General features: G+C 31.2%; 17 protein-coding genes. 5 read left to right on the forward strand and 12 right to left on the reverse strand.

The annotated features are described in order from the left end of the window. Positions 1–28 precede the first annotated feature (28 nt). A complete protein-coding gene (locus tag DK508_RS12275) occupies positions 29–706 on the reverse strand; it encodes a DsbA family protein (protein WP_109301048.1) in 678 nt (225 codons plus the stop codon). A 158-nt stretch (positions 707–864) separates the two neighbouring features. Here DK508_RS12275 and DK508_RS12280 point away from each other — a divergent pair, with 158 nt between their 5' ends. Both DK508_RS12280 and DK508_RS12285 read left to right on the forward strand, forming a co-directional pair. Continuing rightward, positions 865–1,227, forward strand: coding sequence for a helix-turn-helix domain-containing protein (locus DK508_RS12280; RefSeq protein ID WP_109301049.1), 363 nt, complete (start codon positions 865–867; stop codon positions 1,225–1,227). Between the two features lie 167 nt (positions 1,228–1,394). Next, positions 1,395–2,099, forward strand: coding sequence for a hypothetical protein (locus DK508_RS12285; protein ID WP_109301050.1), 705 nt, complete (start codon positions 1,395–1,397; stop codon positions 2,097–2,099). Positions 2,100–2,123: 24 nt separating this feature from the next. Here DK508_RS12285 and DK508_RS12290 read toward each other — a convergent pair whose 3' ends face one another. Both DK508_RS12290 and DK508_RS12295 read right to left on the reverse strand, forming a co-directional pair. Next, on the reverse strand, positions 2,124–3,131 hold the full coding sequence (locus DK508_RS12290; protein ID WP_109301336.1) for a zinc-binding alcohol dehydrogenase family protein: 1,008 nt from the start codon (positions 3,129–3,131) through the stop codon (positions 2,124–2,126). A gap of 26 nt (positions 3,132–3,157) precedes the next feature. Beyond that, a complete protein-coding gene (locus tag DK508_RS12295; RefSeq protein ID WP_109301051.1) occupies positions 3,158–3,451 on the reverse strand; it encodes a putative quinol monooxygenase in 294 nt (97 codons plus the stop codon). 169 nt (positions 3,452–3,620) lie between these two features. Between DK508_RS12295 and DK508_RS12300 the strand changes: the two genes are divergently transcribed. Then, a complete protein-coding gene (locus DK508_RS12300) occupies positions 3,621–4,499 on the forward strand; it encodes an AraC family transcriptional regulator (protein WP_109301052.1) in 879 nt (292 codons plus the stop codon). 102 nt (positions 4,500–4,601) lie between these two features. On the opposite strand, the gene DK508_RS12305 is transcribed toward DK508_RS12300, so the two are convergent. The 5 genes from DK508_RS12305 to DK508_RS12325 all read right to left on the reverse strand — a co-directional run bounded on the left by DK508_RS12305 (position 4,602) and on the right by DK508_RS12325 (position 8,624). Then, positions 4,602–4,793, reverse strand: a complete 192-nt coding sequence (locus DK508_RS12305; protein ID WP_109301053.1) for a cold-shock protein — start codon at positions 4,791–4,793, stop codon at positions 4,602–4,604. A gap of 199 nt (positions 4,794–4,992) precedes the next feature. Next, positions 4,993–5,883 carry a nuclear transport factor 2 family protein gene (locus tag DK508_RS12310; protein ID WP_235016399.1) on the reverse strand — a complete coding sequence of 297 codons (891 nt, stop codon included), beginning with the start codon at positions 5,881–5,883 and terminating at the stop codon, positions 4,993–4,995. A 97-nt stretch (positions 5,884–5,980) separates the two neighbouring features. Continuing rightward, complete coding sequence (locus DK508_RS12315) at positions 5,981–6,862, reverse strand: helix-turn-helix transcriptional regulator (RefSeq protein WP_109301054.1); 882 nt, start codon at positions 6,860–6,862, stop codon at positions 5,981–5,983. Positions 6,863–6,925: 63 nt separating this feature from the next. Continuing rightward, the gene (locus tag DK508_RS12320) at positions 6,926–7,645 is read right to left on the reverse strand and encodes a LytTR family DNA-binding domain-containing protein (RefSeq protein WP_109301055.1); all 720 of its coding nucleotides are present in this window, start codon (positions 7,643–7,645) and stop codon (positions 6,926–6,928) included. 1 nt (position 7,646) lies between these two features. Then, positions 7,647–8,624: a sensor histidine kinase gene (locus DK508_RS12325; protein ID WP_109301056.1), complete on the reverse strand. Its 978-nt coding sequence runs from the start codon at positions 8,622–8,624 to the stop codon at positions 7,647–7,649. A 388-nt stretch (positions 8,625–9,012) separates the two neighbouring features. On the opposite strand from DK508_RS12325, the gene DK508_RS12330 reads away from it, so the two are divergent. Both DK508_RS12330 and DK508_RS12335 read left to right on the forward strand, forming a co-directional pair. Further along, entirely contained in the window at positions 9,013–9,876 is an 864-nt protein-coding gene (locus tag DK508_RS12330; protein ID WP_109301057.1) for an ABC transporter ATP-binding protein, read from the forward strand. A gap of 134 nt (positions 9,877–10,010) precedes the next feature. Then, positions 10,011–11,555 carry a hypothetical protein gene (locus DK508_RS12335; protein WP_109301058.1) on the forward strand — a complete coding sequence of 515 codons (1,545 nt, stop codon included), beginning with the start codon at positions 10,011–10,013 and terminating at the stop codon, positions 11,553–11,555. Between the two features lie 39 nt (positions 11,556–11,594). On the opposite strand, the gene DK508_RS12340 is transcribed toward DK508_RS12335, so the two are convergent. Genes DK508_RS12340 through DK508_RS12355 form a run of 4 tightly spaced genes read right to left on the reverse strand, consistent with a single transcriptional unit; the run spans position 11,595 to position 13,951 of the window. Continuing rightward, positions 11,595–11,924 carry a hypothetical protein gene (locus tag DK508_RS12340; protein ID WP_109301059.1) on the reverse strand — a complete coding sequence of 110 codons (330 nt, stop codon included), beginning with the start codon at positions 11,922–11,924 and terminating at the stop codon, positions 11,595–11,597. Then, complete coding sequence (locus tag DK508_RS12345) at positions 11,921–12,493, reverse strand: RNA polymerase sigma factor (protein ID WP_109301060.1); 573 nt, start codon at positions 12,491–12,493, stop codon at positions 11,921–11,923. The genes DK508_RS12340 and DK508_RS12345 overlap by 4 nt, the downstream gene beginning before the upstream one ends. Further along, a complete protein-coding gene (locus tag DK508_RS12350) occupies positions 12,483–12,812 on the reverse strand; it encodes a hypothetical protein (RefSeq protein WP_109301061.1) in 330 nt (109 codons plus the stop codon). The genes DK508_RS12345 and DK508_RS12350 overlap by 11 nt, the downstream gene beginning before the upstream one ends. A gap of 11 nt (positions 12,813–12,823) precedes the next feature. After that, complete coding sequence (locus DK508_RS12355) at positions 12,824–13,951, reverse strand: serine hydrolase (RefSeq protein WP_235016401.1); 1,128 nt, start codon at positions 13,949–13,951, stop codon at positions 12,824–12,826. Positions 13,952–14,089: the final 138 nt, after the last annotated feature.

Below are 14,089 nucleotides of genomic sequence, written 5' to 3' on the forward strand. Positions count from 1 at the left end.
TTAAAGTATTATATGTGTTTATTAATGATTAACAGTCTCCCTCTATTTCGCAAAACTCTCCACCAATCTCTTTCTTATCAATCGCTTTGATACCAGATATGTGATCTTTCATTGCCTGTACATCAAAATAGCCAGATGCCAGAACTGTTTTTTTATCCCCTTGTTCTAGTATAAATGTGGGGAAACCGTTGGCCATACCTCTTGCTATTTGAAACTCCTTATGTGTTTTGGTGAGATTATCATCCTGCATCCATCTGTTAGTAAATTGGGTTTGATCAATAGCCAGTTTTTCTAGAATAGGTATGTAGGTATCTAATATGTCTAATGGTTTTGCTTCCTTAAAGAGTGCGTTTTGTACTTCTTTTGCAAAGGTGAATGTGTGTTCAGGGTTTAGTTCTTTAATAAGTACAATTGCGGCACTGGGTTCTAGACTACTTAATACCTGACTAGGGTCTGCGATTAATCCAAAAAAAGCTGGATCTATATCTCTTCCTGTAATTGCAGTTAAACGTGGCGCTCTAGCATTAATATAGTCTGATATTTGCCGTCCTCCTCTTGGTGCATCTTGACCAACCCACATGCCACCATTTAAAAATTCAAAATCAAAATCATTTTTGAATGTATTGTATATCATCGAAATATTTTCGCCATTTCCATAACACCATCCACATTGCGAATCGGATACATAAATCAATTTTCCTTTCATAATATTCTGTATAAATAGCTATAATTTAACATACTCTCTAAAAGAATGTTGGTATATTTTGGAAAGTTAAAGATAAAAAGTAATTTAGCATCAAACAAGAAGGTACTTTAAGGTTAGATAGTTACTTTGAAGTAACTAATACTGAAAATCAAAGTGTTATGATTGGAGAAAGTGGGAAATTTATTTTAGACGACTGTCCTATTCGTTATGTTTTGGATCGATTTGGTGATAAATGGTCGATATTAATTATCGTGGGATTAAGTAATGTTGAGAAGCTACGCTTTAATGAGCTACAAAAAGCCATCCCCGATGTATCACAAAAAATGCTTACCAAAACTTTACGAAATCTTGAAGCTGATGGATTAGTTCATCGTAAAATTTATCCAGAAGTACCACCACGTGTAGAATATCGTCTTACCGAAATGGGTATTAGTTTAGTACCTCATGTAAATTCACTAGCTGATTGGGCAAATATTCATTTTAAGAAGATTAAAACTTCTAGAGAAGCATATGGAAAATAATGGCCTCACAACTACAGTAAAAATACAGTATAAAAACTAAAAAGGAATGAGAACAGTTTTACCAAGAATAATTCTAAATACACAAAAACCGTAATTATATTATAGTATTAAATCATTTTTTTATTATCTTAAAACCCCTTTAAGTCTCAAAACAATAACTACCCCAAATGAAAAACCTACACGCCCCAAAGGTTATGTTCTATTTATGTTATCTAATAGTCATAGTAATTTCTACATTTTTTGATAAGTCGTATTTAAAAATTATCCTACCCATTACATTACTTGCACTCATCATATATTATATTAAAGATAGCCCTAGAATAAATATGTTTTTCATTCTTAGTATCATTGCTTTAATGGTTAATGACTTTCTGTTGTATACGGATATGATTAGCAATTTCTCAAAAATTTGTATTCTTATATCCTCATATTTAGTTTTCACTTCTTTATCGTTAAAAAGTTATGTCGTCCAGACTAAGCAGCACTGGTCTAAAATAATTTCGGCCTCTTTATTAATTAGTTTAGCTCTTATTATTTATCTTATATTTTCGATTTCTGAGCTGGTATTACATCGGCTTCCCGGTGCTATCCCGTATATAGTAATGGCAGTAATACCTCTGTTGGTTTACATCGCAATATCATACTATATCTATATCTCTGATGTATATGTATCGGGTATTAGGCTCTTAATTTCTGCTTGTTTGTGTATATTCATTATCACATTAGCACCTATTAATGAGCTTTTTTATTCTAGTAGAGTGTTTATTATTTTTAATACCACCGGTCACATTCTGGGACTCTATCTGTTCATGAAATTTTTAATGGAAACAGATCCAGCCGTTGTTCCTGATAAAGTCCCAAAATATGTGTAATGTTTTACTATTTGGTTTAGATTATTAAAAACCTTCTAATACAATTTTACCTTTGGCTTTGCGTGATTCTAGGAATGCATGAGCTCTTCTAATATTTGTAGCGTTTATCCCTCCAAAATTTTCGTCTATTGTAGTTTTTATGGTTCCTTGATCGATCATATCAGATACCTCATTGAGTATATTATGCTGTTCTATCATATCCTCTGTCTGAAACATAGACCTAGTAAACATCAATTCTATATGCGTAGAAACGGCTTTTGCTTTAAAAGGCATTACATTTAACTCTTTTGGATCATCAATAAAACCAAATTTACCTTGCGGTTTAATCACTTTAACAATCTCATCAATATGTTGATCTGTAGCATTTAGGCTAATCACATAGTCAACTTCTGCCAAGTTTTGTTTGCTAAACTCATCACTTAGTTTGTTTCTATGATTAATAACATGATCCACACCCAAATCTCTTAACCATGTAGTGGTTTCGTCTCGTGATGCGGTACCAATAATAGTAAGCTGTGTTAATTGTTTTACCAGTTGCACTAAAATAGATCCAACACCTCCGGCAGCACCAATAACCAAAATACTTTTATCACTATTATTCTTATCTACTTGTATTCTATCAAAGAGTAACTCCCAGGCGGTAAGAGATGTTAATGGCAATGCCGCAGCATCCGCATAGGATAAACTCTTAGGTTTTTTACCCACTATCCTTTCATCAACTAATTGAAATTGCGAATAACTCCCTTGGCGCGTAAAATCTCCAGCATACCATACTTCGTCTCCTAAATTAAACAAAGTAACATCCTCTCCTACTTCTTTTACTATACCTGTGGCATCCCAACCTATAATCTTCCATTGGTCATTTTCTGGTTTCATACCTTGACGCACTTTGTAATCGGCAGGATTTATAGAGATTGCTTTAATCTCTACCAATATATCCCTGCCTTTGGCCTGCGGCGTTTCTAACTCAATATCCTGTAATGATTTTTCATTATCTACTGGCAGGTTTTCTTTATATCCTATTGCTTTCATATCGCTTTTATTTTGGATATTAAGTATCAACCTATTACTGTCATTTCATTTAATACAAACTCCTCTACTGCCCCTTCGGTGGCTTTCATATATTGAGCTAAATGATCGTTATTCATATGTGCTTGCCAAAGCTCACGGCTTTCCCAATTTTCATAAAATAAAAATAAGTTTTTGTTGTCATTATCTTGATGTAAATCATAATTAATACATCCCTTTTCTGCTCTGGTTATGTCAATTAATTTCACTAATTCTGATTGTACCAGATCTCTTTTTTCTTCTTTGACTAAAATTCTAGCCACAATGGTAAGTTGATTACTCATATCTGTTTTGTTTTATGTTATTTTATTGTCTAATACAACAAAGATAGATAGGAACCTGAGCCAAATAATGTATAAAAAATGGAGATTTATGTATTTTAAAAGGTTAGATAAGTCATCAATGTCGATTATTGTATGGTTTTTTCTAATTTTGCATTAAATCATACCAAATATGCAAGTATTAGAAGCGTATAAACCTTTTGAAATACAAGAATTAGAATTATCTGAGTGGAAACAACGGCCAGTCAAAAATAGTTTCTTTGAATTGGTTTTGATCAAAGGAGGTGAAGGAACACAGTGTATTAACTATAATGATTATCCGTATCATAAGAACAGTATTTTTTTATTACCACCCTTAAAATGTCATTCCTTTAATATTAAAACACCATCAAAATTCGTTTTTTTAAAATTTACCGATACGTTCTTTAAAAATACCAATAGAGTATCAATAGACAGAAATGAGTGGTTTAAAGAAGCTTCATATATACTTTCTAATTACAACCAATTACCCGGTGATATTATTAAGAGTGATATTGACAGACAACATCTAGACAGATTGATTGCTATGATACTACAAGAATCGAGAAATTATGGAGAAGAATCTATTTCACTCATTAGAAGTTTAATGACTAGTATTATGGAGATTCTGATTAGAAATATCAAGAAAGGAGATTTTCATGAAGTTGCTCGAATCAATACCGATGACAGAATAACAAGAATGTTGACTTATATAAATGAACATATTGATAAACCTGACCATCTTAAAATAGAACATCTTGCGGAGACTTTTTTAATGTCACCCACCTATGTGAGCGAGTTTTTTAGAAAACAGGTAAATATGCCCCTGCGAGAATATATTATCAAAACAAAACTGAGACTAGTTGAGATCAGGTTACTTAATTCAGATTATACGCTAACGGAAATAGCGGATGATTTGGGGTTTACAGATGTAAGTCATCTTTCAAAAACATTTAAACGATATGCAGGTATGTCTATACGAGAGTTTAAAAACAAAGGAGAATATATGCTCCTAAAAAGGAGTGCTTGTTGATACTACACTTGTTGTAAATTACTTCAACAAACGAAAATCTATTACATAAAAAAAACCCATCCTGAGATGGGCTTTTACTAAACTATAAAATATATTTATATATTAAATAACTTTCACGTTCACGGCATTTAATCCTTTTCTACCTTCTTTTAGATCAAACTCAACTGCATCGCCTTCACGAATTTCATCTATTAATCCAGAAATGTGGACAAAATGTTCTTTGTTAGTACTTTCTTCAGTGATAAAACCGAAACCTTTGGCGTCATTGAAGAATTTTACTGTTCCTTTACTCATTGTAATGTAATTAAAATTATTATTACTTAAAGCTATCCAAATATGATGCCATAAATTTTATTTCAATCTTTTGTAATGTATTGCTGTATAAATTATTAGAAGGCATTATATAAACTATTAAATTAAAAAAAGAGCTTTTCCTTACAGAAAAACCCTTTTAATATATGACTGTTCTAAATGAACAGAAGTATCTAGTATCTTAGTTCGGGAAATTATATTTTCCGTTGGTATTTTTCCATTCTGATTTTGCAATTATTGTTTCTACAACATCCCAGTGTTCTACAATTTTACCGTTATCCACTCTAAATAAATCGTAATATGATGTAGGTTGATCAGCAAAAGTTCCTTCACTTATAACTAAAACGAAATTTCCTTCACCTAATACTTTATGAATCTTTGTATACACCATAGATATCCCTTGTTTCGCCATTCCTTCTAAAGCTTTACCTAAACCAGATAGACCATCGGCAATTACGGGGTTATGCTGGGTATAGTTATCTCCCTCAATATAATTTCCGATTTTATCCATTTCTCCCTTCATCAAAATACTGGATACAAAATCATTCACCAGCGCTTTATTAGATATCGTTTTATCGAGATCTGTAGCTTTTATAGGGCCATCGGTCTGTGTATGTCCACTTGGATTTACAGGAGCTAAATCAATTAGATTATCCCAATGTTCTACTATTTTACCATTCTCGAATCTAAACACGTCAAATCCAATTTTGGGGCCAAAAAAATCATATATAGTATGTGTAAACACATATTCACCATCTTGATATGATCGTATTACATTAGCTTTAAATCCACTTTTTGGAGCATTTTGTAATAAGGCACCAAATCCAGCTAACCCATCTCCTACTGCCAAGTTGTGTTGTATGTATTTGTTAGGATTGATATAGCCAACAGGTTTTTGATCTCCTGTTTCTAAACTAGTTAATAATGCTACCGCTTTTTCTTTGTTTGATAGTTCCATTGTTGTTTCTTGTTTTTGTGTGTCAATACTGACTCCTTCTTTCTTTTTTTCTGTTTTACAAGAGGTAAAAAGTAAACTTAGTACCGCAAATGATATACTTATTTTATGTATCATATCTATAGTTTATAATGTTATTACAAAGCTATGGACAAGGAAGAATGTGATAAAGGTTAAAGAGAAGATAAAAATGGTTAAAGTCGAACCTAATTACTTAATAAGATCGCTTTTTGAATGCATTTGGGGTTAAATTAGTGAATTTTTTAAAATACTTCACAAAATTAGTAGGCTCATTAAACCCCATTTGAAATGCCAATTCATTACTTTTTACTGTAGAATTTACCAACCTACGTTTTGCCTCTAGAATAACAAACTCATCTATAAAACTCTTTGCTGTACTATCTACAATTTCTTTACAGATGGTGTTTAGGTGTTTGTACGTAATATACATTTCTTTGGCATAGAAATCGGCGTTTCTACTGGTTACAAAATATTGTTCGACCAATGATTTAAATTCTAAAAATGAAGCTAGTTTATCCGATTCCTTAAGATGAAAGGTTTGGTATTGTTTAAGTTGCTCTAATTTGGAAAAGATAACCGTGTATATAGAATCTATGATGTTCTTTTTATTAAACTCTCCTTTCTCTTTGTAAAATTCATCATAAAAAAGATCTATATAAGTAGTTACGTTTGAACTTAAGGGAATTTGAATTATTGGAGAGAATAAATGAGAAGTAAACAAACGGATTACTGCATTTTTAGGTAGTTTGTTGAGTTGTGATTTAAAGTATTCTTCGGTAAAAAGAATAACAAATCCTTTTACGTTTTCTTCAAATCTAAATGCATTTATTTGTCCTTTTGCTAGATATAGTAATGTATTTGCTCGTACTGGGTGCCATACAAAATCAACCAAATGCTCTGTTTCTCCTTGTGTATAAAACACCAGCATATAAAAATCTAACTGGTGTGCTTTTTCTGGATAGTGATCTAAATCATGTTTTCTACGAAAAATGCTCTCTATAGTTATGATCTCTATACCTTCAATTATATTTGATTCATTAGATTCAAAATGTATGTACGGTATTTTTTGAGACATTATATAGAAGAATAATTACGGAACTCCTTAAATATATGAATAATCACCAGTAAAGCAGGAGGATTAAGATTTATTAAAATTAGAAATCTTATCTAAAACGTCTTTTCTATATGATTTTCCGATTGGTAATTTGGTTTCATTTTGTAAAATGATCTGGTTTCCGTCAATCAATTTCAAGTGATCAAAATTAATAACAAAGGACTTATGGATTCGCAAAAACGAATCAGGTATTTTGCTCAAAAAATCAGATAAAGTCTGTGGTGTTAGCACCATATTATCGGTATATATCTTAATATAATTGCCGTAAGCTTCTACATAAAATATATCGTCGAAATTAAGTTTGAGTATTTTTTTATCGCTTTTGATAAAAATCGATTTTATAACTTCTTTTTCTTCTATTGTAGTGATTTCTTGCCGCACTACTTCTTTATTTTGCTGTACTTTTAATACTGCTTGTATAAAACGTTCTAAAGAAAAAGGCTTCAATAGATAATCTGTAACAGATAATGCAAATCCCTCTACAGCATGTTCTGGATACGCCGTGGTTATGATTACATTGGGTTTGGTTTGTAGTGTTTTTAATAAACTTAGACCCGATAATTTTGGCATATTAATATCCAAAAACAATATATCAACAGTTTCTTTTTGTAATATCTCCATCACCTCAAAAGCATTTTTACAAGAAGCTACTAACTCCAGGTTTGGGATAGATTGAATATAGTTTTCTAAAATCTGACGTGCAATAGGCTCATCATCTGCAATAATACATTGTAATATGCTCATATTATAAATCAAGTATTAATTCAACACTATATAAAAGATCACTTTTATCAATATGCAGCGAGTGCTTTGCTGAATACATTAGGTCAAGTCGTTTTTTTGCATTTTTTAACCCAATTCCACTTTTACCTTTCTCCATATTTTCTTCACTCACATTGATGTTATCAATAGTATTTTCACATTTAAAAATGAGTTTCTCATTTTCTTCCTGGATCGAAACAAAAACCCTCCCCTTCTTATCTTCACTATTGCTTAAATGTTTAAAGGCGTTCTCAACAAAAACAATAAATAACATAGGTGCTATATTTTTTGAACTCAGATTGCCTTTTTTTACAAATTGAATATCCGTTTGGTCCTCTAATCGAATTCTCTCTAGGGATATATAGTTTTCCAAATATGTAATTTCTTTTTCTAAAGGAACAAATGTTTCTTTGGTTTCATATAGACTATACCGCAACAAATCTGATAACTTAAGCATCAAATCAGGTAGCTTGTTGGACTTTACAACAGATAATCCATACAAATTATTAAGTGTATTAAATAAAAAATGTGGATTGAGTTGAGCTTTTAATAATTTTAATTCTGCATTCTTTTCTTCTTGTCTACGAATAAAACTATCTCTTGCCAGTTTTAAGGCTGTACCAAAGAGTAAAATAAGTATGATCCCACCAAAAACATTAAGAACCATCCCCCATTTAAAATTTTTAAAGAAATTACTTAATAATAATACTCCGAGAAAAGTAAAAGTCGCAGCATTTAAGCAAAACAAAATTATCCCTTTGGTTGGTTTATTCTTAAAAAACAAGGGAAGTACCCTAAGATTACTTATATATATTGGCGGAATCATAAATGCTATAATCGCCAAAGAAGTAGTTAATCTGTTTTCTGCTTGAATAACCATAGTGAAGATTAACAACACAAAAATCCAAATACTAATGTTTTGAATCAATTTATTATCTATCCAAGAGTCTAATTTTGACATTCTATTCAATTAAAATTATAATCAAAGATAGATTTTGCTTGCAATAACTTAGTTTTTTTATGATGAAAGATATAAGTTCTTGTTTAAACGGTTCTTTTTTCATGATGACCTAGCCCTTTCCTATTATCACGTATTCTAACCTATTGATCATTCTTTTTTTACTCCGTCGATATTATAAAAGACTTTTGATGTATTCATAACCAAAAAACTCTTTAATAATGAAATTACTAGTGATATTAATAACCATGTTAACCTGTACGATTCAAAAGAATATAGCTACACTTTATCAAACAGATTATAAAGTCGATATAGAATGTGTTGAAAAAATAGAGAGTACTCTACATCACAAATAATATCAATGCATCTATTGTAACATTAAATAATACAAATGAAATTAGAAATACAAAATGTATCAAAAAGATACCAAAGAAATAGATATGGTTTGAAAGATTTTTCAATCACCATAGAAAAGGGAATTCTAGGCTTATTAGGTCCAAACGGAGCAGGAAAATCAACTTTACTTAAAATGATAGCAACGGTAAACAAACCCAGTGATGGCATCATAAGTTTAAACAAAAATAATATTGCAAAAGACGCTAATTATATGCGAAAACAGTTAGGGTTCTTGCCTCAAGATTTTGGTGTATACCCTAACCTAAATGCTTATGAGTTTTTAGAATACATGGCAGCCATGAAAGGAATCGGTGGACCAAATCTTAAACCCAGGATACATCAACTGCTAGAAGGTTTAAATCTCATTGATACCGCTAAAAAACCAATTGGCACCTACTCTGGCGGAATGAAGCAACGTATTGGTATAGCACAAGCATTACTCAATAGCCCTAAGATTATAATATTTGATGAACCAACTGTTGGTTTGGATCCAGAAGAGCGTGTACGTTTTAGGAATCTAATTTCGGATTTGGCGAATGATTGTATCGTAATCCTTTCTTCACATATTGTTTCGGATATAGATACCATAGCAGATCAAGTAGCAGTTATGAAAAATGGAACCTTAATTACTCATGGTAATCAAGAAAACATTATTAGCAATGTACATGACAAAGTATATGAAACTAGTATCAAAAAAGAAGAGTTAGGCACATTTAAACTAAATCATATAGTCGTAAGCACTTCTAGAAAAAACGAAAACCTCCTAGTACGCTATATCACTACTGCACCCATTGCAAATTCGATACGACAAGTAGCCACATTAGAGGATGCGTATTTATACTTAACTAAAAACAATTAAACATGAAAAAGTTGCCTAATAAGAAAACCGTATTACAACTATCTGTAGTAACACTAATATTTATAATTGTCATTCTTGCATTTCTTAAAAAAGTACATATAGGAATCTATAACGCTCATTAACACAGATCAATCATGAAACCTTTTACAACTATTATAAAACTAGATTATTTACAACGAACCCGAAGCTATTCATTTTTGATTACACTTTGTGCAAGCCTGGCAATTGCATATACGTTTGTTCCAGAACCAAATGCTAATTACTCCACTATTAGAATCGCAGATTACGTAGGAGTTTACAATTCGGCTTGGTTTGGTTATGTAACCGCTATAATGACTAGTGCTTTTTTATCGCTAATTGGATTTTATCTCATAAATAGCAGTATTAAAACAGACATAGACAATCGTGTGGGCCACATCATTGCTGCAACAAGGATTAGCAATTTTTCTTACCTATTATCAAAAGTGATCAGTAATTTTTTGGTGTTGTTAACTATCGTAGGTACTGTATTTGGAATGAGCATTCTATTATTCTTTTTATATAACGATGGATTTTCATTTTATCTCATTCAATTTATAAAACCATACGTACTTATAACATGTCCTGCTATGTTTATTGTAGCAGTTATAGCAGTAGTTTTTGAAGTTGTTTTTGAGAAATATACTATTCTTCAAAACATACTATTTTTCTTTCTTTTTTCCCTTTTGGCACTATTTTCTCCTAAGAACGAAAATCAATATGCATTAGATCTATTTGGTAATAAAACGGTATTACATCAAATGGAAAATGAAGTTAGAACCATTACCAATTCTGATCAAACAACAAAGTTATCAATTGGTTATGTATTAGGTAATGTAAAAAAGGCCAACACTTTTGAGTTTAATGGTGTAGATTTCTCTACCAGTTTTATTATAAGCAGATTTGTGTGGATATTAATAGGTATAGGGATTATTGTGGGCATAACTCCATTATTTCATAGATTTAAGAGAAAAGAAAATAATAACACAAAAGAAACTGCTGTAGTTCAAAAACGACTTAGAATCAAAGAAGTATTATTATCTGTCCTACCAAAGACTAATGAGAATTATGGGGTTTTACCATTATTAAGAACTGAATTCTTACTTCTATTTAGAAAAGGTAAAAAATGGTTATGGATTATAAATATCATTGGGATGGTTCTATTATCTATATTACCTATAAAAGTAGCTCATCAAATGGTGTTACCTATCCTATGGTTTATACAAGTACATAGGATATCAGATATTACTACTAGAGAAATAACTAATAATGTACATTACTTTACATTCACTTCATATAAGCCAATTGCTAGGTTATTGGTATCAAAAATAAGTAGTGCCATTATATTACTACTTTGTCTAGCTACACCTCTATTACTCAGAGTAGGGTTATTATCTAATTTCTCATTGGTAATAGCAATTGTCTTAGGAGCTTCTTTTATCGTAATGACAGCCGCTTTACTTGGCGTGTTATTTAAAGGAAAAAAACTATTTGAAGTTCTATTTTTCATGATCACCTATGCCAATATTAACGGTATTTTGTTTCTAGATTATTTTGGAGGCTTTGAGCATACTAACTTTTATATAATAAGACTAGCTACTTTGGTAATGTTATTAGGATGTAGTAGTTTTTTACTAAGAAGATATCAATTAAAGAAATAAACATCTCTAATTGATACCTGGTACTCATATAAAAAATCATCAGTTTGCAATTTTCCCATAATTTTCATTTACTCTAATAACATGATTAACAGCCAATAAAAGCAATGTCGTTATGATAATAAATATGGGAGTTTTAGGAATCTCAAAACTAATAGATCCCGTAGTATTACCTAAATATATAAAAGTCAAAAATGTTATTCCCGTCACTAAAAGTGTACAAGCAATCAAAACGGACTTAAAAGACCACCAAAGTGATGATTTTTTTACGTTTTTCTGATTTTCAATAGTATGCATCAGATTGTTTAAAAAATCGTCTGATGTTTCTATTGTACTTTTCTGAATGATTTTTTTTAATTGATCATCTTTCATAATAATTGTTTTAAATCTTTTCCTAATAATTGTTTTAAATGAAAACCAATATTCTCTCTCCCTCTATGTAAATCTACTTTTATTTTAGAGGGTTTAAAAGAAGTGATGACCTCAATTTCTTTAATACTCAATTCGCATAAATAAAAAAGTCTTAATAATAAGGCTTCATCCGGGCGAAGCTTTTGTAATGCCAAATTAATATACTTCCTTTGGTCTTGTTCCTCCATCAAATCCTTCTTTTCTGAAGTGATGTTAAAGGTATCATCTATAGCATCCACAGATATATTTTGTTTTCGCTTTTTTAATTCGTTATAGCTGGTGTTTACTACAATTCTGTATAGCCAAGTAGAAAATGATGCTTTAAATTTAAAGGTATTCAACTTACGATACACTTTTATAAAAACATCTTGTAAAACGTCTTCTGCAATGACAGCATCTTTCAAAATAGACTGCGCAAGCGAAAGTGATACATCTTTATGCTTGTAAACAAGTTGTCTAAAAGCAGTTGCATCACCTTCGTTGATCTTTCGGATTAGTTCATAATCCTCACTTAGCGGGTTACTTTTCAAGTTTTTTTCTTATAAAATGTGCAACCACTAATCCCGCAGCTCCAAAAATCAAAATAGTTCCCCAAACCAGTAAATCCATAGTGTCTTCAGTTAATTGCATTGTTGTAAAAATCGAAGAAACTAATAATCCTATTCCTAATCCAAATACAATACATCCAATGTCTAGATACTTAAACTTATTGAGCCCTTGTTCTAGATACAAACCTTTTTCAATCATGGCTTTTTTAGTCAAGTACGTATATCTTGCGATAATAAGTACTACAAGTATAATTGCTAATCCCATTATACCAACTGCTAATATTTCGTTTAATTCTTTCATGTTTTTATATTTTAAAAGTGTTCTCCAATTAGTTTTTCTATTCTGTTAAGTAAAGGAAATAAATTATTTGAATTTCCGAAGATTACAAATCCATATTTTTGATCAGGAATAAACATAGTATATGCCTGAAAGTCATGATTATTTCCTGTATGCAAATGCATTAATCCATATGGTGTAGGCTTTTGTGCAAAACCCAGTCCCCAACCTGTTTGCCCTGTTTCTTTTAGTAGTTTACTATCCGGCTTAAAATGATTGTGTTCTTTTAGCATTTCATCACGAGTAGATTCCTTTATGTTTTTTGGGTTCATTATCTCGATCAAGAACAAAGCATAATCCTGTGCATCACTTTGTAAACTATATCCTGGACCAACTTTCTTATCTCTATGAATCTCCATATTCATCTTACCATCCATATGGCCTCTAGACACATGTTTTTCTAACACATCATTCCAGGTGTAAAAAGATCTGTCCATTCCGATAGGGTTGGCCGCTTTTTTAAGAAATAAAGTATCCAAGGCACTCCCCCATCCTATACCTAATTTGGTGCCTAGTGCAGCACCAAGGTGCTGGTACGCTTCTCCAGAATATGAAAAATCAGTACCTGGTTTAAAAGCTATTTTAATTGGTTTTCCCTTTACCCAATTAGGTATTCCGGTTCCATGAGAAAGGATAGTACGAGGAGTAAGTGTTTTGTAATCGTCTAGAGAATTTGGATCAATTGCTTGTTTGGTGGCTTCTGCACCTATGGCCATTTCTAAATAGGGAAATATAGGTTTGTCTAGATCAAATTCTCCCTCTTCAACCATTTTCATTACAAAATAAGCAAATAGTGGTTTAGAGAGGGATGCCCCTTCAAAAATAGTCTCGCTGCTTACAGGATCTTGCGTTTTAATATTTTTTACTCCAAATGTTTTATGGTAAGCAATTTTATAATCATTCACTATAGCAATAGAAATTCCTGGTATTTGCAGGGAGTCCATTGTTTTTTTGATTAAGGTATTCAATATTGATGTCGAAATCTTACTTCCGTTTGGTACGGTTATATATTCTGTTTTATTTTGACTAAAACCAGTTTCTGAAATACACACAGTAATCATGACTATGCATAGTTTTATAAATGTCCTTTTTAATTGATTCATCTTTTCAAATTTTAATGTGATTAAACATAGTTTTTTGAGCGCTCACATTAATTTGACAAAATGACTTTAGAAAAGGTTACAAAATAATTTTTGAGCGCCTTAAAATATTCAAAGCCTACTCCTGTTTATAGGTTATCA

This window comes from Aquimarina sp. AU474, assembly GCF_900312815.1.
In the GTDB taxonomy this organism is placed as follows: domain Bacteria; phylum Bacteroidota; class Bacteroidia; order Flavobacteriales; family Flavobacteriaceae; genus Aquimarina.

Excerpts from the sequence above, each read along its gene's own strand:
- DK508_RS12275 (WP_109301048.1), bottom strand. The coding sequence starts at position 706 with ATGAAAGGAAAATTGATTTATGTATCCGATTCGCAATGTGGATGGTGT.
- DK508_RS12280 (WP_109301049.1), top strand. The coding sequence starts at position 865 with ATGATTGGAGAAAGTGGGAAATTTATTTTAGACGACTGTCCTATTCGT.
- DK508_RS12285 (WP_109301050.1), top strand. The coding sequence starts at position 1,395 with ATGAAAAACCTACACGCCCCAAAGGTTATGTTCTATTTATGTTATCTA.
- DK508_RS12290 (WP_109301336.1), bottom strand. The coding sequence starts at position 3,131 with ATGAAAGCAATAGGATATAAAGAAAACCTGCCAGTAGATAATGAAAAA.
- DK508_RS12295 (WP_109301051.1), bottom strand. The coding sequence starts at position 3,451 with ATGAGTAATCAACTTACCATTGTGGCTAGAATTTTAGTCAAAGAAGAA.
- DK508_RS12300 (WP_109301052.1), top strand. The coding sequence starts at position 3,621 with ATGCAAGTATTAGAAGCGTATAAACCTTTTGAAATACAAGAATTAGAA.
- DK508_RS12305 (WP_109301053.1), bottom strand. The coding sequence starts at position 4,793 with ATGAGTAAAGGAACAGTAAAATTCTTCAATGACGCCAAAGGTTTCGGT.
- DK508_RS12310 (WP_235016399.1), bottom strand. The coding sequence starts at position 5,883 with ATGATACATAAAATAAGTATATCATTTGCGGTACTAAGTTTACTTTTT.
- DK508_RS12315 (WP_109301054.1), bottom strand. The coding sequence starts at position 6,862 with ATGTCTCAAAAAATACCGTACATACATTTTGAATCTAATGAATCAAAT.
- DK508_RS12320 (WP_109301055.1), bottom strand. The coding sequence starts at position 7,645 with ATGAGCATATTACAATGTATTATTGCAGATGATGAGCCTATTGCACGT.
- DK508_RS12325 (WP_109301056.1), bottom strand. The coding sequence starts at position 8,624 with ATGTCAAAATTAGACTCTTGGATAGATAATAAATTGATTCAAAACATT.
- DK508_RS12330 (WP_109301057.1), top strand. The coding sequence starts at position 9,013 with ATGAAATTAGAAATACAAAATGTATCAAAAAGATACCAAAGAAATAGA.
- DK508_RS12335 (WP_109301058.1), top strand. The coding sequence starts at position 10,011 with ATGAAACCTTTTACAACTATTATAAAACTAGATTATTTACAACGAACC.
- DK508_RS12340 (WP_109301059.1), bottom strand. The coding sequence starts at position 11,924 with ATGAAAGATGATCAATTAAAAAAAATCATTCAGAAAAGTACAATAGAA.
- DK508_RS12350 (WP_109301061.1), bottom strand. The coding sequence starts at position 12,812 with ATGAAAGAATTAAACGAAATATTAGCAGTTGGTATAATGGGATTAGCA.
- DK508_RS12355 (WP_235016401.1), bottom strand. The coding sequence starts at position 13,951 with ATGAATCAATTAAAAAGGACATTTATAAAACTATGCATAGTCATGATT.